The organism is Staphylococcus hominis subsp. hominis (assembly GCF_002901845.1).
Classification (GTDB): domain Bacteria; phylum Bacillota; class Bacilli; order Staphylococcales; family Staphylococcaceae; genus Staphylococcus; species Staphylococcus hominis.
In genome coordinates, this window is the sequence record NZ_PPQE01000030.1 from 34,121 (window position 1) to 51,659 (window position 17,539).

Here is a 17,539-nt window from a genome sequence, read left to right on the forward strand (position 1 = left end):
CTTACACTCCCATATATTTTAATATAAATAATATCATTCCAATAGGTATCAGACTGAATAGACTCAAAGTATCTCTCTTATGCCATGACAACTTACGATAACTTGTACGTTGTACATTAGCATCATATCCTCTAACTTCCATTGCAATGGCTAATTCATCAGCTCTTTGAAAGGCAGAAATAAATAGCGGTATCATTAATGGGATGAAAGCTTTAATTCTTGTCATTAAACTCCCCGAACTGATTTCAGAACCTCTTGATTTTTGAGCAAGGATAATTTTATCTAATTCATCCATCAATGTTGGAATAAACCTTAAAGCAATTGACATAATCATACTTAATTGATGCACAGGAATTTTAAATAGTTTCAATGGGGCCATTAACTTTTCAAAAGCATCAGTCAAGTCAATTGGACTTGTTGATAATGTCATAATTGTCGCAACCATAACAATCGTTATTAATCTTAAAGAAATAAAAATACCTTCTAATACCCCTGTACTATCAATTTTAATAAAACCTATTTCTAATAGCGTAGTCCCGCCGTGAGTAAAGAATATGTGCATTACAAACGTAAAGATTAAGAAGAAAAATATCGGTGTTAATCCTTTAATTAAAAACCAAAATTGAATTTTAGCCATTTTCATAAAACATAGAATTAATAATATTACCCAAGCGAATGTAGCAAAAGAATGAGCAAAAAAGATAAAAATAATAAATACAAATACAAAAATTAACTTTGCTCTAGGATCAAGACGATGTATCACAGAGTTATTAGGTAAATAACGTCCTATAATAAGTTTATTTTTCATGTTCTTGCCACTCCTGATACAATGTTACAAACTCATCTTCATTTAAGGCAATATCATTAAACATGGTTTGATATTTATCTTCAAAATCATATTGCAGTTGTACTACATCAGGCAATGCAATATGCCAATCTTTCAGTTTTTTGTGTTGTCTGAATAATGATTTAGGAGAGCACTGTTCTATTACTTTCCCTTGTCTCATTACAATGATTTCTTCTGCATATCGCGCCACATCATTCATATCGTGTGACACTAATATGACTGTTTTATGATGATTGACTTGAATTGATTTTATTAATTCCATCACTTGCTGACGACTTTTTGGGTCAAGTCCAGCAGTAGGCTCATCAAGAATAATTATATTCGGTTTCATTGCAAGGATAGAAACTAATGCAATTTTACGCATCTGACCACCTGACATTTCAAATGGCGATTGTTCCATAATATGATGATCAAAACCTAAATCTAAGAGTAACTGATACGCATAAGACTTAACTTGTTCCACATTCATCTTAAAATTTTTAGGACCAAATGCTACTTCTCTTTCCACACTATCTTCAAACAATTGTGATTCAGGAAATTGAAAAACCAAACCTACTTGTTGTCTTAATTCTCGTAGATGCTTGTCTTTTGTTTTATGAGTAATCTCCTTATTATCAAACGTAATACTACCTTTTGTTGGTTTTAATAGCCCATTAAAATGTTGGATGAGTGTGGATTTACCACTTCCTGTTTGACCAACAATCGCATAGTATTTACCTTGCTCAATTTTGAGATTGATATCATTTAAGGCTTGATATTCATAAGGAGTGCCTTTTTGATAAATATATGAAACATGATTAAATTGAATGGTCATAATTTATCAACCAGCCCTTCATATGTAGTGAATTCATCTTTAAAGCCTAGCTTTTGATTCATTTTCATTGCAAATGGTAAATCTAAGCCAATCTCTACTAAATACTGTGTATTTAAAAAAATAAAGTTTGGCTTACCTTCTTTGTAAACTTTGCCTTTATTCATAATGACGACATGATCGCTTTCTAACGCTTCACTTAAATCATGAGTAATAGAAATAATCGTTAAATTTTTTTCTTGTTTAACTTGTTTAATTAATGAAAGTAAAGACTGTTTACCTTGGGGATCTAACATAGAGGTTGCTTCATCAAGAATGATGACATCTGGACTTAGTGCTAAGACTCCTGCAATAGCCACGCGTTGCTTTTGGCCTCCCGATAAAGAATGTGGTTCATATTCCATATATTCTTTCATATCTACATTATCTAAAGATTGAATGACGATTGCTTTCATTTTGTCATGAGATACTGCGTGATTCTCGAGTCCAAAAGCTACATCATATTCCACAATTGAACCTACAAATTGATTTTCTGGATTTTGAAAGACAATACCAATATGGCGTCTAACCTCTCTTAAATAATCAGGAGTAACTAAATGATTGTTATAAAAAATTTCTCCTTCAGTTGCTTGTTCTATACCTACTATAAGTTTTGCAATTGTAGATTTCCCTGAACCATTATGTCCTACAATGGATGTCCATTGATGTTTTGGTATATTAAATGACACATCTTCTAAAGTGAAGGCCGCATCGTTTTGATATTGAAAATGTACATGTTTAAGTTCGATGATATTGTTATTATCAGTTTTCACAGCCTTCCTCCTTTATTAATAGTTACTACAATAGTTTACATGAATAAAAACTAGATGTACATGAGTAAATGTCTTTCATATATAAAAAGAGTCATGCCTCAAAAGCACGACTCTTTTTAATCAGTATAGATTCATTAAAATTAAAAAAGCGCGCACCCCATCACATTTTAGTTGAGTTCACGCTTTATATTAGTATTTAGTTGATGGGGTACTCTGAGCTAGACAATATTTGTATGTGGCAAACATTATCGTTGCACTCATTTGCTTTAAATACAAGTAGTTAGTGTATTTATATATAAAATTAATCTACTAATTCGATGATAACTGATTCAGCACCGTCACCACGACGAGGACCTACTTTAAGAATACGAGTGTATCCACCTTGACGTTCTGCATAACGTTCAGCAATTTCACCAAATAATTTTTGAAGTGCAGTTTGTGTAGTTTCATCTTCATTTAAGATTTCAACATTACGTAATGTTTTTGCAGCATTACGACGAGATGCTAAGTCACCTTTTTTACCTAAAGTGATTAATTTCTCAACAACACTACGAACTTCTTTTGCACGAGCTTCTGTAGTTTCAATACGCTCACTTACGATAAGTGATGTAGCCAAGTCACGTAACATAGCTTTACGTTGATCAGAAGTACGACCTAATTTTCTGTAACCCATGAGTTAACCTCCTTTAACTTATTAATCTTCTTTTCTTAAACCTAATCCTAAATCTTCTAATTTATATTTAACTTCTTCAAGAGATTTACGACCTAAATTACGCACTTTCATCATATCAGCTTCAGACTTGTCAGCTAATTCTTGAACAGAATTGATACCTGCACGTTTTAAACAGTTGTATGAACGTACTGATAAGTCTAATTCTTCGATAGACATTTCAAGTACTTTTTCTTTTTGATCTTCTTCTTTTTCAATCATGATTTCAGCATTTTGCGCTTCATCTGTAAGACCAACGAAAATATTTAAATGTTCAGTCATAATTTTAGCAGCTAATGAAACAGACTCTTGTGGAGTAATTGAACCATTAGTCCAAACATCTAAAGTTAATTTATCAAAATCACTACTTTGACCTACACGTGTATTTTCAACTGTATAGTTTACACGTTCAACAGGTGAATATAGTGAATCTACAGGAATTACACCAATTGGTAAATCACTAGTATTATTTTGTTCTGCTAATGCGTAACCTCTACCCTTATTAGCAACAAGACGAATTTTTAAATGTCCACCTTTAGACACTGTCGCAATTTTAAGTTCTGGATTTAGAACTTCAACATCACTATCGTGAGTAATATCACTTGCTGTTACTTCGCCTTCATCTCTTACATCAATTTCTAATGTTTTATCTTCTTCAGAATAGATTTTCAATGCTAATTTTTTGATGTTCATAATAATTGTAGAAACATCTTCAACAACATTGTCTATAGCTGAAAATTCGTGTAAAACACCTTCAATTTCGATGTACTTAACCGCTGCACCTGGTAATGAAGATAGTAGGATACGACGTAAGGAGTTTCCTAGTGTAGTACCGTAGCCACGTTCAAGTGGTTCAACAACGAACTTACCGAATTTAGCATCTTCACTAATTTCAATTGTCTCAATTCTAGGTTTTTCAATTTCTATCATTTACAAAATCCTCCTTAATAACGTCGAATTAATTTTAAAATTGTTTCGCTCAGTGATTTGTAATCATAACAATCAATAAAAATTATACGCGACGACGTTTTGGTGGACGACAACCGTTGTGAGGTACTGGAGTAACGTCTCTGATTGCTGTTACTTCTAAACCAGCTGATTGTAATGCACGAATCGCTGATTCACGACCTGGTCCAGGTCCTTTTACTGTTACTTCAACAGTTTTCAAACCATGTTCCATTGCTGATTTTGAAGCAGTTTCAGATGCCATTTGAGCAGCGAATGGTGTTGATTTTTTTGATCCTTTGAAACCTAATGCACCAGCTGATGACCAAGATAAAGCATTACCAAATTCATCAGTGATAGTTACGATTGTATTGTTGAATGTTGAACGGATGTGTGCTACACCATTTTCAATATTCTTTTTAACTCTACGTTTACGAGATACTTGTTTACGTGCCATTTATATTTTGCCTCCTTTACCTATTATTTTTTCTTATTAGCTACAGTTTTAACTGGGCCTTTACGAGTACGAGCATTGTTTTTAGTTTTTTGACCACGAACTGGTAAACCACGACGGTGGCGAATACCACGGTATGATGAAATTTCCATTAAACGTTTAATGTTTAAGTTTTGTTCACGGCGTAAGTCACCTTCTACTTTATAACCGTCAACTACTTCACGGATACGACCTAATTCGTCATCTGTTAAATCTTTTACACGTGTATCAGCTGATACGTTAGCTTCTTCAACAATTTTTTTAGCTGTTGAAGTACCGATACCATATACGTAAGTTAATGAAATAACTACGCGTTTTTCACGTGGAATATCTACTCCTGCAATACGTGCCATATATTTTTACACCTCTCTTTTATTAACCTTGTCTTTGTTTGTGCTTAGGATTGTCACAAATTACCATAACTTTACCTTTACGTTTAATGACTTTACATTTTTCGCAAATAGGTTTTACTGATGGTCTTACTTTCATTTTTATACCTCCCTATATTATGGAGTGACGATTATTTATAACGATACGTAATTCTGCCGCGTGATAAATCATACGGAGACATTTCTACTGTTACTTTGTCGCCAGGTAGAATACGAATATAATTCATTCTAATTTTACCACTTACATGTGCTAAAATTTCATGACCATTTTCTAATTCTACTTTAAACATAGCATTTGGTAAAGTATCAAGTACTGTACCTTCTAATTCTATTACATCTTGTTTCGCCATTGATTAACTTCCCCCTTTTTACAATAGTAAGGTAATCGTCAATAGACAACTTCAACGATACGAATCTAATATAGTGAATAGTTATTATAAGTTTAACAAAATGCGGGAATTATGATCGTCATACGACACTCAAAAAATAAATTCTTGCCAGAGAAACCTAATCAAAGTTCACATAAATCTAGATCGCACATTAGTTGATCTATTTTAATTGATCTAAGATATCAATGACATCTTTGGTTACTTCGTCAATATCTTTCGCACCATCAATGTTTTTCAATACGCCTTTTTCATCGTAATACTCTAAAATTGGCTTAGATTGTTTAACATTAACGCTTAAACGATTAGATACTGTTTCTGGATTATCATCTTTACGTTGATAAAGTTTTCCACCATCGATATCACAAACACCATCAACCTTTGGAGGATTAAATACAAGATGATAAGTTGTACCACATTTCTCACAGATACGACGACCTGTAAGACGATTCATTAGCTCTTCCTCAGGAACTTCAATATTGATAACAGCATCAATATTTCTGTCAAGCTCAGACATAATGTTGTTTAATGCTTCAGCTTGCTCAATCGTTCTAGGGAATCCATCTAATAAGAAACCTTTTTTTGCATCGTCTTCAGAAATTCTTTCTTTAACGATACCTACAGTAACTTCATCAGGGACTAATTCTCCACGATCCATGTATGATTTAGCTTCTTTACCTAAATCAGTTTCATCTTTAATCGCTTTTCTGAACATGTCACCAGTAGATATATGTGGTATTGGGAATTTCTTAACAATTTCACTCGCTTGAGTACCTTTACCAGCTCCAGGTAAACCCATTAAAATGATATTCATAAATTGCCCTCCTACAAATTATCTACCACCAAAGCCTTTATATTCTTTTTGACTCACTTGTGCTTCAAGTGATTTCATAGTTTCAATTGCTACACCAATAACGATTAATAAACTTGTACCACCAATTTGAATTGATTGAGGTAAATTCATAAATTTTGTCGCTATAATTGGAAGAATAGCAATAACTGCTAAGAAAATAGAGCCTACAAAAGTTAAGCGATAAAGTACTTTAGTAATATATTTTTTTGTTTGTTCTCCAGGTCTAATTCCTGGTACATAACTACCTTGTTTTTTCAAGTTATCAGCCATTTTTTCAGGATTAACTTGAACAAAAGCATAAAAATATGCAAATGCAATAATTAATATGACATAAACAATCATACCATAAGTGTTTGAAGGGTTAGCATATTCTGCAATATTTTGCGCCCAATCAGCTTTAGGGAAGAACAATGTTAATGTTCTTGGCAATAAGAAGAATGCCATCGCAAAGATGACTGGAATAACCCCTGCAGAGTTTACTTTTAAAGGTAGATATGTTGCTTGTGATCCTAAACGTTGTGCAGATTGTTTTTTAGCATATTGAATTGGAATTTTACGTTTCGCTTCCAATACATAAATCGCTCCAATTGTTAATAAAATTAATCCAACAATTAAACCAATAACTTTTAACCATGCTAACGTTGTATCGTCATTACCAACAAATGCTTGTTGCACAAATTGGATAATTGATGATGGCAACGTCGATAAAATACCTGCAAAGATAATGATTGAAATACCATTACCTACACCAAATTGTGTAATTTGATCACCAAGCCAAATTAAAAATGCAGTTCCAGTTGTTAAAACTACAGCAATCAATAAATAACTCATGACAGATTGATGAATAATCAATTTACCGCCTAAATAGTTATTAAATTGAAATGCCATACCAATTGATTGTATAAATGCCAATATAATAGCGAAATAACGTGTTACATTGCTAAGTTTTCTTTTACCTACTTCACCTTGTTTAGCCCATTCAGTAAATTTAGGGACAATGTCCATTTGTAATAATTGCATTACGATAGAAGCAGTGATGTACGGCATTATACCCATAGCAAAGATAGAAAAGTTCTTTAAGGCTCCGCCACCAAACGTATTAAGAAGAGCAGCGACACCTTGATCAGAACCTTGCTGTTCAAAAGGCTCAGGATTAACTCCAGGAGCCGGAATATAAGTTCCTATTTTGAATATTACTAACATTGCTAATGTGAAGAAAATCTTGTTTCGAACTTCTTTAGTCTTAAAGAAGCTCATAAACGTTTGAAACATTAGATCACCTCGTGTGCTCCACCTTTAGCATCGATAGCTTCAACCGCTGAAGCTGAGAATTTGTGAGCTTTCACTGTCAATTTTTTATCAAGTGAACCGTTGCCTAGTACTTTAATACCAGATTTTTCATTCTTAACCACACCAGTTTCAACTAATAAAGCTGGAGTTACTTCAGTACCATCTTCAAATTGATTAAGTTGGTCTAAATTAACAATAGCATATTCTTTACGATTAATGTTAGTGAAACCTCGTTTTGGTAAACGACGGAATAAAGGTAATTGTCCACCTTCAAATCCTGGTCTTACGCTACCACCTGAACGTGCTTTTTGACCTTTTTGACCGCGAGCACTAGTTTTACCATTACCTGAACCAGCACCACGACCTACACGGTTACGTACACGACGTGAACCTTCAGCTGATTTTAACTCATGTAATTTCATTATTTAGGCACCTCCTTAATTATTTTTCTTCAACTGTTAATAAGTGTTTAACTTTGTTGATTTGCCCACGAATTGCAGGGTTATCTTCAACAACTACTGAACTATTAGTCTTTTTAAGACCTAACGCTTCAACAGTTTTACGTTGTGTTTCAGGACGACCAATAACACTACGAGTGAGGGTAATTTGTAATTTAGCCATTATTTATTTTCCCTCCTTAATTATATAATTCTTCTACTGATTTGCCACGTAATTTCGCAACATCTTCAGCGTTTTTAAGGTTTTGTAAACCATTTAATGTCGCACGTACCATGTTGATAGGTGTATTTGAACCTAATGATTTACTTAAGATATCAGTGATACCTGCTAATTCTAATACGGCACGTACTGGACCACCAGCGATAACTCCTGTACCAGGTGCAGCTGGTTTCATAAATACGCTACCAGAACCATAACGGCCAGTGATAGTGTGAGGAGTTGTTCCTTCTACACGTGGAACTACTACTAAATCTTTTTTAGCTGCTTCTACAGCTTTTTTAATAGCTTCTGGTACCTCTTGAGCTTTACCAGTACCGAAACCTACACGACCATTTTTATCTCCTACTACTACTAATGCAGTGAAACGGAAACGACGTCCACCTTTAACAACTTTAGCAACACGATTAATTGTAACAACGCGTTCTTCAAATTCTTTCGTTTCTTCTTCTCTACGAGCCATGTATTTGTCCCTCCTTTAAATTAAAATTCTAATCCGTTTTCTCTCGCAGCTTCAGCTAACGCTTTAACGCGACCATGATATAAATAACCGCCACGATCAAATACGATTTCTTTGATACCTTTATCTGAAGCTTTTTTAGCGATTACTTCACCAACTTTAGTTGATAAATCAACTTTAGAAGTAGAATCACTAGCGATATCTTTATCTTGAGATGAAGCTTGTACTAAAGTTTCACCTTTAGCATCATCAATAATTTGTGCGTAAATGTGTTTGTTTGAACGATATACATTTAAACGTGGTTTTTCAGCTGTACCTGATAATTTAGTACGCACACGAGCATGTCTTTTCAAACGCACTTTGTTTTTATCAATTTTACTGATCATTGTATTACTCCTTTCTTTAGAGAGTTATCTATTATTTACCAGTTTTACCTTCTTTACGGCGAACATATTCACCTTGGTAACGAATACCTTTTCCTTTATAAGGTTCTGGAGGTCTTACTGAACGAATATTAGAAGCGATAGCTCCAACTTGTTCTTTAGATACACCAGATACTGTAACAGTTGTATTTTTCTCTACTGCGAAAGTAATGCCATCTTCAGCTTTAATTTCAACAGGATGAGAGTAACCAACGTTTAATACTAAGTCATTACCTTGCATTTGAGCACGGTAACCTACACCAACAAGTTCAAGAGTTTTTACAAAACCTTGAGAAACACCTTGTACCATATTATTTAATAACGCACGAGTTGTACCGTGAACTGTTCTATCTTCTTTAGAATCAGTAGGTCTTACAACTTCTAGAGTGTTTTCATCTTGTTTAAAAGTCATTCTTTCATCAAAAGTTCTAGTTAATTCACCTTTAGGACCTTTTACAGTAGCAGTTTGTCCGTCAAAAGTTACTGTAACGTCACTAGGGATGTCAATAATTTTCTTACCAACACGACTCATGTTATGGCACCTCCTTATTTATTATTACCAAACGTATGCGATGATTTCTCCACCAACGTTACGTTTTCTAGCTTCTTTATCAGTGATGACACCTTCAGAAGTTGAAACTAATGCGATACCTAAACCATTTAATACTTTAGGCACTTCGTTCGCTTTAGCATATACACGTAAACCTGGTTTTGAGATACGTTTTAATCCTGTGATAACACGTTCATTGTTTTGACCATATTTTAAGAATAAACGAATAACACCTTGTTTATCATCTTCAACGTATTCTACGTTTTTAATGAAACCTTCATTTTTTAAGATTTCAGCAATTTGTTTTTTAATATTTGATGCAGGTAATTCTAATTTCTCGTGACGCACCATGTTTGCGTTTCTTACACGAGTAAGCATATCTGCGATTGGATCTGTCATAGTCATTTATTGTTGCCTCCTTTCAAACTCTTTGATCTTACCAGCTAGCTTTACGTACGCCAGGAATTTGGCCTTTATAAGCTAATTCACGGAAACAAATACGGCATAATTTAAATTTACGATATACAGAATGTGGACGACCACAGCGTTCACAACGAGTATATTCACGTACTGCATATTTTTGTTTTTTCTGTTGCTTAGCAACCATAGAAGTTTTAGCCACTTAATTAGCCTCCTTTTAGAGATTATTTACGAAATGGCATACCGAAGTTTGTTAACAATTCACGAGCTTCCTCGTCAGTGTTAGCAGTTGTTACGATAACAATATCCATTCCTCTTACTTTACTTACTTTATCATAATCGATTTCTGGGAAAATTAATTGTTCTTTAATTCCTAAAGTGTAGTTACCACGACCATCGAAAGCTGTTTTAGAAACACCTTGGAAGTCACGTACACGAGGTAATGAAACTGCGATTAATTTATCTAAGAATTCATACATTCTTTCTCCGCGAAGTGTTACTTTTGCACCGATTGGCATACCTTCACGTAAACGGAATGTTGCAACTGATTTTTTAGCTTTAGTGATTAATGGTTTTTGTCCAGTGATTAATTCTAACTCTTCAACAGCATTATCTAACACTTTAGAGTTTTGAACTGCATCACCAACACCCATATTTACAACGATTTTTTCGATTTTTGGTACTTCCATTACTGAACTATAGTTGAATTTTTTAACTAAGTTTTGAGTAACTTCAGTATTGTATCTTTCTTTTAAACGGTTCAAAGTGGATCCTCCTTTCAACTAGTTATTAATTATTAGATTTGATTTCTTCGCCAGATTTTTTAGCGATACGAACTTTTTTACCATCTACAAATTTGTAACCAACACGAGTAGGTTCATTTGTTTTAGGATCTAATAATTGTACGTTAGAAACATGGATTGCTGCCTCTGTTTCTAAGATTCCACCTTCAGGATTTAATTGAGTTGGTTTTTGGTGTTTTTTAATAACGTTAACACCTTCCACAACGACGCGGTCTTTTTTAGGTTCAGTAGCGATTACTTTACCTTCTTTACCTTTATCTTTACCTGCGATAACTTTAACGTTGTCACCTTTTTTGATATGCATGTGGGCACCTCCTTAAATATTATGGTTTTAATAAATTATAGTACTTCTGGTGCTAATGATACGATTTTCATGAAGTTACCTTCACGTAATTCACGAGCAACAGGACCAAAGATACGAGTACCACGTGGGCCTTTGTCATCACGAATAATGACACATGCATTTTCATCAAATTTGATATAAGAACCATCGTTACGACGTACGCCTGATTTAGTTCTAACAACAACAGCTTTCACAACGTCGCCTTTTTTAACAACGCCACCTGGTGTTGCATTTTTAACAGTACATACGATGATATCGCCAATGTTCGCTGTTTTGCGACCAGATCCACCTAATACTTTGATTGTAAGTACTTCACGAGCACCAGAGTTGTCTGCTACTTTTAAACGCGTTTCTTGTTGGATCATTAGTTAAACCTCCCTTATCTCTAATCTTGTATTAAATAATTACTGATTCTTCAACAATTTCTACTAAACGGAAACGTTTCGATGCTGATAAAGGACGAGTTTCTTGAATTCTAACAATATCTCCTAATTTAGCTGAATTGTTTTCATCATGAGTTTTATATTTTTTAGAGTATTTTACTCGTTTACCGTATAATTTGTGTGTTTTGTAAGTTTCAACAAGTACAGTAATTGTTTTGTCCATTTTATCAGAAACAACTTTACCTACATAAACTTTACGATCGTTTCTTTCACTCACTTTTGTAACCTCCTCTTTCTTATACTTTATTGATTAGCTTTACTTTGTTCAATTTCTCTTTCACGAGCAACAGTTTTTAGACGTGCAATTGTTTTTCTAACTGTACGAATACGTGCAGTTTCTTCTAATTGACCTGTAGCTAACTGAAAGCGTAGGTTAAAAAGCTCTTCTTTTGAAGATTTGATTTGTTCTTCGATTTCTGAAGTGGTTAAGTCTCTAATTTCCTTAGCTTTCATTTGTTTCACCACCCAATTCTTCACGTTTTACAAACTTAGTTTTCACTGGAAGTTTGTGACTTGCTAAACGTAATGCTTCACGAGCTACATCTTCAGATACACCAGCGATTTCGAATAAAATACGACCTGGTTTTACAACTGCGATCCAGCCTTCAACAGCACCTTTACCAGCACCCATACGTACTTCTAAAGGTTTTTTAGTGTAAGGCGTATGTGGGAAGATTTTAATCCAAACTTTCCCGCCACGTTTCATGTAACGTGTCATAGCGATACGAGCAGATTCGATTTGACGAGATGTGATCCAAGAAGTTGTTGTAGCTTGTAAACCATACTCACCAAATGTTACAAAGTTACCGCCTTTAGAACGACCAGTTGTTTTTGGACGATGTTGACGACGATATTTAACACGTTTTGGTAGTAACATTATTATTTTCCTCCTTCACTAGTATTCTTAGTAGGAAGAACTTCACCACGATAAATCCATACTTTAACACCTAATTTACCATAAGTAGTGTCTGCTTCAGCATGTGCATAATCAATGTCAGCACGTAAAGTATGAAGTGGAACAGTTCCTTCTGAATATTGTTCAGCACGAGCGATGTCAGCTCCGCCTAAACGACCTGATACTTGAGTTTTGATACCTTTTGCACCAAGTTTCATAGCTCTAGTTATAGCTTGTTTTTGTACACGACGGAATGAAGCACGATTTTCTAATTGACGTGCGATATTTTCTGCTACTAAACGAGCATCTATATCAACTTTTTTAATTTCCACAACGTTGATGTGTACTTTTTTATCAGTTAAGTTATTTAATTTATTACGAAGTTTTTCAATTTCTGAACCGCCTTTACCAATTACCATACCAGGTTTACCAGTGTGGATTGCGATGTTAATACGGTTAGCAGCACGTTCAATGTCAACGTGAGAAACTGACGCTTCTTTTAATTCGTTATCAATGAATTTACGGATTCTTAAATCTTCGTGTAATAAAGAAGCGAAATCTTTTTCAGCGTACCATTTAGCTTCCCAATCACGGATAACTCCAACACGAAGTCCGATAGGATTAATTTTTTGACCCACAGTATTCCCTCCTTAAATAGTTATTAAGCTTCTTTAGCTTCTTCTTTACCGTCACTTACGACGATTGTAATGTGGCTTGTACGTTTGTTGATTGCACTTGCACGACCTTGTGCACGTGGACGGAAACGTTTTAAAGTTGGTCCTTCATTTGCATATGCTTCTTTAACAACTAATTCATCTGTATTCATGTCATAGTTATGTTCAGCATTTGCTAAAGCGGACATTAATACTTTTTCAATTACTGGTGATGAAGCTTTATTAGTTAATTTTAAAATAGCAATAGCTTCTCCAGCATTTTTACCTCTAATTAAGTCAAGAACTAATCTTACTTTACGAGGTGCGATTCTGATTGTTCTAGCAACCGCTTTTGCTTCCATTAGGATATCCTCCTCTACTTATATATATTATTATCTACTAGTTTTCTTATCGTCAGCTGCATGTCCTTTAAATGTACGAGTTGGAGCAAATTCACCTAATTTGTGACCAACCATATCTTCAGTTACATAAACAGGTACATGTTTACGACCATCATATACTGCAAAAGTATGACCGATGAAATTTGGGAAAATTGTAGAACGACGTGACCATGTTTTAATTACTTGTTTCTTTTCACTTCCGTCTTGAGCTTCTACTTTTTTCATTAAATGATCATCAACGAAAGGTCCTTTTTTAATACTACGAGCCATTTGGGCGCCTCCCTTCTTATTGTGTGCGTGCAGCTGTTAAGCCGCACACTCAAATAAGTTGTTATTATTTTCTCTTACGTCCACGAACGATAAGTTTATCAGATGATTTTTTACCGCGACGTGTTTTCTTACCAAGCGTTGGTTTACCCCATGGTGACATTGGAGATGGTCTACCGATAGGAGCACGACCTTCACCACCACCGTGTGGGTGATCGTTAGGGTTCATTACAGAACCACGAACTGTTGGACGGATACCTTTCCATCTTGAACGACCAGCTTTACCAGCGTTAACAAGTTCATGTTGTAAGTTACCAACTTGACCGATTGTAGCACGGCAAGTAGATAAAATCATACGTACCTCACCAGAACGTAATCTGATTAATACATATTTACCTTCTTTACCAAGTACTTGTGAACTTGCACCTGCTGAACGAGCAATTTGTCCGCCTTTACCAGGTTTTAATTCGATATTATGAATTACAGTACCAACTGGAATATTTTGTAATGGTAAAGCATTACCAACTTTGATATCTGCTTCAGCACCACTTTCAACTGTTTGGCCTACTTGTAATCCTTTTGGTGCGATAATGTAACGTTTTTCACCATCAGCATATACTAATAAAGCAATGTTAGCTGAACGGTTTGGATCATATTGAATTGAATCAACTTTAGCAGTGATTCCGTCTTTATTACGTTTGAAGTCAATTACACGATATTGACGTTTATGTCCTCCACCATGGTGACGAACTGTTAATTTACCTTGATTGTTACGACCCGCTTTTTTCGGTAGCGGTTGTAATAATGACTTTTCAGGTGTAGTCTTCGTGATTTCAGCGAAGTCTAACGTAGTCATATTACGACGACCATTTGTAATTGGCTTATATTTTTTAAGAGCCATTGTCGCTTACCTCCTTAATGGTAATATTATTTTATTTTAGTTGAATAAGTCGATTGAACCTTCTTTAAGTTTTACAATCGCTTTTCTTCTTTTATTTTTATAGCCTTGATAACGGCCCATACGTTTTTTCTTTGGTTTGTAGTTGATAATATTTACACTTTCAACTTTAACGTCGAAGATTTCTTCAACTGCAATTTTAACTTGAGTTTTGTTAGCACGAGTATCTACGTCAAAAGTATATTTATCTTCAGCCATTGCTTCAGAAGATTTTTCAGTGATTACGGGGCGCTTAAGAACATCTCTAGCTTCCATTATCCGAGCACCTCCTCAACTTTTTTCGCAGCTGATTCAGTAATGATTACACTGTCAGCGCTAGTGATATCTAATACGTTTAATCCTTGAGCTGTACTTACTTGTACGCCAGGAATATTACGTGCAGATAATTCAACGTTTACATCTTCGTTTTCTGTTACTACTAACACTTTTTTAGGTTGTTCAAGTGTAGTTAAAACATTTTTGAATTCTTTTGTTTTTGGTGCATCAAAGCCAAAAGTATCAACGATTGTAAAGTTGTTTTCTTGAACTTTGAAAGATAATGCAGAACGTAATGCTAAACGACGCATTTTCTTAGGCATTTTGTATGAATAGCTTCTTGGAGTTGGTCCGAAAACGATACCACCACCACGCCATTGTGGAGCACGAATTGTACCTTGACGTGCACGTCCTGTACCTTTTTGTCTCCATGGTTTACGTCCACCACCACGAACAGCTGAACGATTTTTCACTGCATGTGTACCTTGGCGTAAAGAAGCACGTTGTAAATTGATTGCTTCGAAAAGAACACTGTTGTTTGGTTCGATTGCGAAAACTGAATCGCTTAATTCAACTGAACCAGATTTTGATCCGTCTACTTTTAATACATCATAATTAGCCATTATGCTTTTTCCTCCTTTCGCTACTTATTATTTATTACCTTTTTTAATTGAAGATTTAATTTCTACAAAACCTTTTTTAGGTCCAGGTACATTACCTTTTACTAAAATAACATTGTTATCAGTATCAACTTGAACAACTTCTAAGTTTTGAACTGTAACTGTGTTACCGCCCATACGTCCAGGCATTTTTTGACCTTTAAATACTCTTGAAGCATCTGAAGCCATACCTACTGAACCTGGAGCTCTATGGAAATGAGAACCGTGAGCCATTGGTCCACGACCTTGACCATGACGTTTAATTGCACCTTGGAAACCTTTACCTTTTGAAGTTCCTGTAACATCAATAATGTCTCCAGCTTCAAAAGTATCTACTGTGACTTCTTGACCTACTTCGTATTCATCAACATTAACGTTTCTGAATTCACGAATGAAGCGCTTAGGTGCTGCGCCAGCTTTTTTAGCGTGACCTTCAGCTGGTTTATTTGCATATTTATTTGATTTAGCATCTTTTTTATATGCTTGTTTGTCTGCAAAACCTACTTGGATAGCATTGTAGCCATCAACTTCTTCAGTTTTCTTTTGTAATACTACGTTTTGATTTGCTTCTACTACTGTAACAGGGATTAATTCACCATTTTCTCCGAATACTTGTGTCATCCCAATTTTTCTTCCTAAGATTCCTTTGGTCATCGAAAGTCCACCTCCTAAATTGATCTATTATAATTTAATTTCGATGTCTACACCAGATGGTAAGTTTAAGCCCATTAAAGCATCAACTGTTTTTGGTGTTGGGTTAACAATGTCGATTAAACGTTTATGTGTACGTTGTTCGAATTGTTCACGAGAATCTTTATACTTGTGCACCGCACGAATAATTGTGTAAACAGATTTTTCTGTTGGTAACGGAATTGGTCCAGATACATCTGCACCAGAACGTTTAGCAGTTTCAACAATCTTTTCTGCTGATTGATCAATTACACGGTGATCATAAGCTTTTAATCTGATTCTGATTTTTTGTTTTGCCATAATTTTCCCTCCTTGTTCGTCTACATTGAAGTGATAGACTTCTCCACGAAAACTATCTCACACAACGCCATGGCAAAGCGGCCGGGTGTGTCAGTAACCTTTCGCTTCATCGCTTTCTTCAAGTCCAACATTAAATATGTTACAAGAAAAACACTAATAAATCAAGGTTTTTCTTTAACTTTTTTATTTACGTCTAACACATACTTAATTATTTTACTGAAAATTTTTATGTAGTTCAACCATTTTGAGTAAATTTTTTCCCTTTTTTCTATAAACCTTTATAATAGATATAGAGAGTAATGAATTTTGAAATTGCAACTATATATTTTTAATGTTAATTATTTTAAAATTCATGAACTTTATCGGAGGTGAATATTATATAAATGAAAAGAAATGTGAAACTTACTTTATCAATCATTAGTATTTTCTTAATAGCTAGCGAATTGTTCTATGGTATTCCTTTTTTAGGAGGCACAGTTATTCTTAGCTTTGGTTGGCAACCTTTGTTATTAAATGCTTTACTTTATCTTATTTTAGGCATCATTCTATTAGTAGATTCTCAAAATACAATTAAGCCTATGGCAATGATCCCATTTATTGGATTAATTGGATCATTTGTTGCTTTTCTACCTATTATTGGTATGTTTACGCATTGGGTACTCTTTTTCTTAATGGTATTCTTTATATTTGTTGTGCTCAACGCACCAACTTACATTCCAAATAAAGATTCTAAAGTTATTTATACTCAATACAAAGATGATAAAAACAATTAATAATTTCAATATTAAAAAGACACATTTAATTTTTGAA

The 17,539-nt window shown here is 34.5% G+C and carries 33 protein-coding genes; 1 reads left to right on the forward strand and 32 read right to left on the reverse strand.

What is annotated here, in order from left to right:
• Position 1 precedes the first annotated feature (1 nt).
• The 32 genes from CD034_RS09245 to rpsJ form a co-directional block, all read right to left on the reverse strand.
• Positions 2 to 808: an energy-coupling factor transporter transmembrane component T family protein gene (locus CD034_RS09245; RefSeq protein ID WP_002448411.1), complete on the reverse strand. Its 807-nt coding sequence runs from the start codon at positions 806 to 808 to the stop codon at positions 2 to 4.
• Positions 798 to 1,661, reverse strand: a complete 864-nt coding sequence (locus tag CD034_RS09250) for an energy-coupling factor transporter ATPase (protein WP_002455011.1) — start codon at positions 1,659 to 1,661, stop codon at positions 798 to 800. Before CD034_RS09250 ends, CD034_RS09245 begins: the two co-directional genes overlap by 11 nt.
• The gene (locus tag CD034_RS09255; RefSeq protein WP_002448370.1) at positions 1,658 to 2,470 is read right to left on the reverse strand and encodes an energy-coupling factor transporter ATPase; all 813 of its coding nucleotides are present in this window, start codon (positions 2,468 to 2,470) and stop codon (positions 1,658 to 1,660) included. The genes CD034_RS09250 and CD034_RS09255 overlap by 4 nt, the downstream gene beginning before the upstream one ends.
• 301 nt (positions 2,471 to 2,771) lie before the next feature.
• Positions 2,772 to 3,143, reverse strand: a complete 372-nt coding sequence (gene rplQ / locus CD034_RS09260) for a 50S ribosomal protein L17 (RefSeq protein ID WP_002448491.1) — start codon at positions 3,141 to 3,143, stop codon at positions 2,772 to 2,774.
• A 21-nt stretch (positions 3,144 to 3,164) separates the two neighbouring features.
• The gene (locus CD034_RS09265; RefSeq protein ID WP_002448356.1) at positions 3,165 to 4,109 is read right to left on the reverse strand and encodes a DNA-directed RNA polymerase subunit alpha; all 945 of its coding nucleotides are present in this window, start codon (positions 4,107 to 4,109) and stop codon (positions 3,165 to 3,167) included.
• 82 nt (positions 4,110 to 4,191) lie between these two features.
• Positions 4,192 to 4,581, reverse strand: a complete 390-nt coding sequence (gene rpsK / locus CD034_RS09270) for a 30S ribosomal protein S11 (RefSeq protein ID WP_000101625.1) — start codon at positions 4,579 to 4,581, stop codon at positions 4,192 to 4,194.
• 23 nt (positions 4,582 to 4,604) lie between these two features.
• The gene (rpsM, locus tag CD034_RS09275) at positions 4,605 to 4,970 is read right to left on the reverse strand and encodes a 30S ribosomal protein S13 (RefSeq protein WP_002448629.1); all 366 of its coding nucleotides are present in this window, start codon (positions 4,968 to 4,970) and stop codon (positions 4,605 to 4,607) included.
• Positions 4,971 to 4,992: 22 nt separating this feature from the next.
• Positions 4,993 to 5,106, reverse strand: coding sequence for a 50S ribosomal protein L36 (gene rpmJ, locus CD034_RS09280; protein WP_001829709.1), 114 nt, complete (start codon positions 5,104 to 5,106; stop codon positions 4,993 to 4,995).
• A gap of 31 nt (positions 5,107 to 5,137) precedes the next feature.
• Positions 5,138 to 5,356, reverse strand: coding sequence for a translation initiation factor IF-1 (gene infA, locus CD034_RS09285; protein WP_001829792.1), 219 nt, complete (start codon positions 5,354 to 5,356; stop codon positions 5,138 to 5,140).
• 199 nt (positions 5,357 to 5,555) lie between these two features.
• Positions 5,556 to 6,206, reverse strand: a complete 651-nt coding sequence (locus CD034_RS09290; protein WP_002448556.1) for an adenylate kinase — start codon at positions 6,204 to 6,206, stop codon at positions 5,556 to 5,558.
• An 18-nt stretch (positions 6,207 to 6,224) separates the two neighbouring features.
• Positions 6,225 to 7,517, reverse strand: coding sequence for a preprotein translocase subunit SecY (gene secY / locus CD034_RS09295; RefSeq protein WP_002448596.1), 1,293 nt, complete (start codon positions 7,515 to 7,517; stop codon positions 6,225 to 6,227).
• Positions 7,517 to 7,957 carry a 50S ribosomal protein L15 gene (rplO, locus tag CD034_RS09300; protein ID WP_002448533.1) on the reverse strand — a complete coding sequence of 147 codons (441 nt, stop codon included), beginning with the start codon at positions 7,955 to 7,957 and terminating at the stop codon, positions 7,517 to 7,519. Before rplO ends, secY begins: the two co-directional genes overlap by 1 nt.
• Before the next feature lie 19 nt (positions 7,958 to 7,976).
• Complete coding sequence (rpmD, locus tag CD034_RS09305; protein ID WP_001096576.1) at positions 7,977 to 8,156, reverse strand: 50S ribosomal protein L30; 180 nt, start codon at positions 8,154 to 8,156, stop codon at positions 7,977 to 7,979.
• Between the two features lie 16 nt (positions 8,157 to 8,172).
• The gene (gene rpsE, locus CD034_RS09310) at positions 8,173 to 8,673 is read right to left on the reverse strand and encodes a 30S ribosomal protein S5 (protein ID WP_002448405.1); all 501 of its coding nucleotides are present in this window, start codon (positions 8,671 to 8,673) and stop codon (positions 8,173 to 8,175) included.
• Between the two features lie 20 nt (positions 8,674 to 8,693).
• Complete coding sequence (gene rplR / locus CD034_RS09315; protein WP_002448369.1) at positions 8,694 to 9,056, reverse strand: 50S ribosomal protein L18; 363 nt, start codon at positions 9,054 to 9,056, stop codon at positions 8,694 to 8,696.
• A 31-nt stretch (positions 9,057 to 9,087) separates the two neighbouring features.
• On the reverse strand, positions 9,088 to 9,624 hold the full coding sequence (rplF, locus tag CD034_RS09320; protein ID WP_002448579.1) for a 50S ribosomal protein L6: 537 nt from the start codon (positions 9,622 to 9,624) through the stop codon (positions 9,088 to 9,090).
• 24 nt (positions 9,625 to 9,648) lie between these two features.
• A complete protein-coding gene (rpsH, locus tag CD034_RS09325) occupies positions 9,649 to 10,047 on the reverse strand; it encodes a 30S ribosomal protein S8 (RefSeq protein ID WP_002448514.1) in 399 nt (132 codons plus the stop codon).
• Between the two features lie 31 nt (positions 10,048 to 10,078).
• Entirely contained in the window at positions 10,079 to 10,264 is a 186-nt protein-coding gene (locus CD034_RS09330; RefSeq protein WP_001140799.1) for a type Z 30S ribosomal protein S14, read from the reverse strand.
• A gap of 22 nt (positions 10,265 to 10,286) precedes the next feature.
• A complete protein-coding gene (gene rplE, locus CD034_RS09335; protein WP_002448593.1) occupies positions 10,287 to 10,826 on the reverse strand; it encodes a 50S ribosomal protein L5 in 540 nt (179 codons plus the stop codon).
• Between the two features lie 25 nt (positions 10,827 to 10,851).
• A complete protein-coding gene (gene rplX, locus CD034_RS09340; RefSeq protein ID WP_002448459.1) occupies positions 10,852 to 11,169 on the reverse strand; it encodes a 50S ribosomal protein L24 in 318 nt (105 codons plus the stop codon).
• Between the two features lie 35 nt (positions 11,170 to 11,204).
• Complete coding sequence (gene rplN, locus CD034_RS09345; protein WP_002432661.1) at positions 11,205 to 11,573, reverse strand: 50S ribosomal protein L14; 369 nt, start codon at positions 11,571 to 11,573, stop codon at positions 11,205 to 11,207.
• A gap of 31 nt (positions 11,574 to 11,604) precedes the next feature.
• Positions 11,605 to 11,868, reverse strand: coding sequence for a 30S ribosomal protein S17 (gene rpsQ / locus CD034_RS09350; protein ID WP_002448443.1), 264 nt, complete (start codon positions 11,866 to 11,868; stop codon positions 11,605 to 11,607).
• Between the two features lie 26 nt (positions 11,869 to 11,894).
• Positions 11,895 to 12,104 carry a 50S ribosomal protein L29 gene (gene rpmC, locus CD034_RS09355; protein WP_000644737.1) on the reverse strand — a complete coding sequence of 70 codons (210 nt, stop codon included), beginning with the start codon at positions 12,102 to 12,104 and terminating at the stop codon, positions 11,895 to 11,897.
• Positions 12,094 to 12,528 (reverse strand): 50S ribosomal protein L16, encoded by a 435-nt coding sequence (gene rplP / locus CD034_RS09360; protein WP_002448374.1) that lies wholly within the window; start codon positions 12,526 to 12,528, stop codon positions 12,094 to 12,096. Before rplP ends, rpmC begins: the two co-directional genes overlap by 11 nt.
• Positions 12,529 to 12,530: 2 nt before the next feature.
• Positions 12,531 to 13,184 carry a 30S ribosomal protein S3 gene (gene rpsC / locus CD034_RS09365; protein ID WP_002448525.1) on the reverse strand — a complete coding sequence of 218 codons (654 nt, stop codon included), beginning with the start codon at positions 13,182 to 13,184 and terminating at the stop codon, positions 12,531 to 12,533.
• Positions 13,185 to 13,207: 23 nt separating this feature from the next.
• Entirely contained in the window at positions 13,208 to 13,561 is a 354-nt protein-coding gene (gene rplV / locus CD034_RS09370; RefSeq protein ID WP_001829734.1) for a 50S ribosomal protein L22, read from the reverse strand.
• A gap of 30 nt (positions 13,562 to 13,591) precedes the next feature.
• Entirely contained in the window at positions 13,592 to 13,870 is a 279-nt protein-coding gene (gene rpsS, locus CD034_RS09375; protein ID WP_002448348.1) for a 30S ribosomal protein S19, read from the reverse strand.
• Between the two features lie 64 nt (positions 13,871 to 13,934).
• Positions 13,935 to 14,768 (reverse strand): 50S ribosomal protein L2, encoded by an 834-nt coding sequence (gene rplB / locus CD034_RS09380; protein ID WP_002448473.1) that lies wholly within the window; start codon positions 14,766 to 14,768, stop codon positions 13,935 to 13,937.
• 36 nt (positions 14,769 to 14,804) lie between these two features.
• A complete protein-coding gene (gene rplW / locus CD034_RS09385; protein WP_103288317.1) occupies positions 14,805 to 15,080 on the reverse strand; it encodes a 50S ribosomal protein L23 in 276 nt (91 codons plus the stop codon).
• Positions 15,080 to 15,703 carry a 50S ribosomal protein L4 gene (gene rplD / locus CD034_RS09390; protein ID WP_002448327.1) on the reverse strand — a complete coding sequence of 208 codons (624 nt, stop codon included), beginning with the start codon at positions 15,701 to 15,703 and terminating at the stop codon, positions 15,080 to 15,082. Before rplD ends, rplW begins: the two co-directional genes overlap by 1 nt.
• A gap of 27 nt (positions 15,704 to 15,730) precedes the next feature.
• A complete protein-coding gene (rplC, locus tag CD034_RS09395; RefSeq protein WP_002448523.1) occupies positions 15,731 to 16,393 on the reverse strand; it encodes a 50S ribosomal protein L3 in 663 nt (220 codons plus the stop codon).
• A 27-nt stretch (positions 16,394 to 16,420) separates the two neighbouring features.
• Positions 16,421 to 16,729, reverse strand: coding sequence for a 30S ribosomal protein S10 (gene rpsJ, locus CD034_RS09400; RefSeq protein ID WP_001118667.1), 309 nt, complete (start codon positions 16,727 to 16,729; stop codon positions 16,421 to 16,423).
• A 383-nt stretch (positions 16,730 to 17,112) separates the two neighbouring features.
• Here rpsJ and CD034_RS09405 point away from each other — a divergent pair, with 383 nt between their 5' ends.
• Positions 17,113 to 17,502 carry a hypothetical protein gene (locus tag CD034_RS09405; RefSeq protein ID WP_002448355.1) on the forward strand — a complete coding sequence of 130 codons (390 nt, stop codon included), beginning with the start codon at positions 17,113 to 17,115 and terminating at the stop codon, positions 17,500 to 17,502.
• Positions 17,503 to 17,539: the final 37 nt, after the last annotated feature.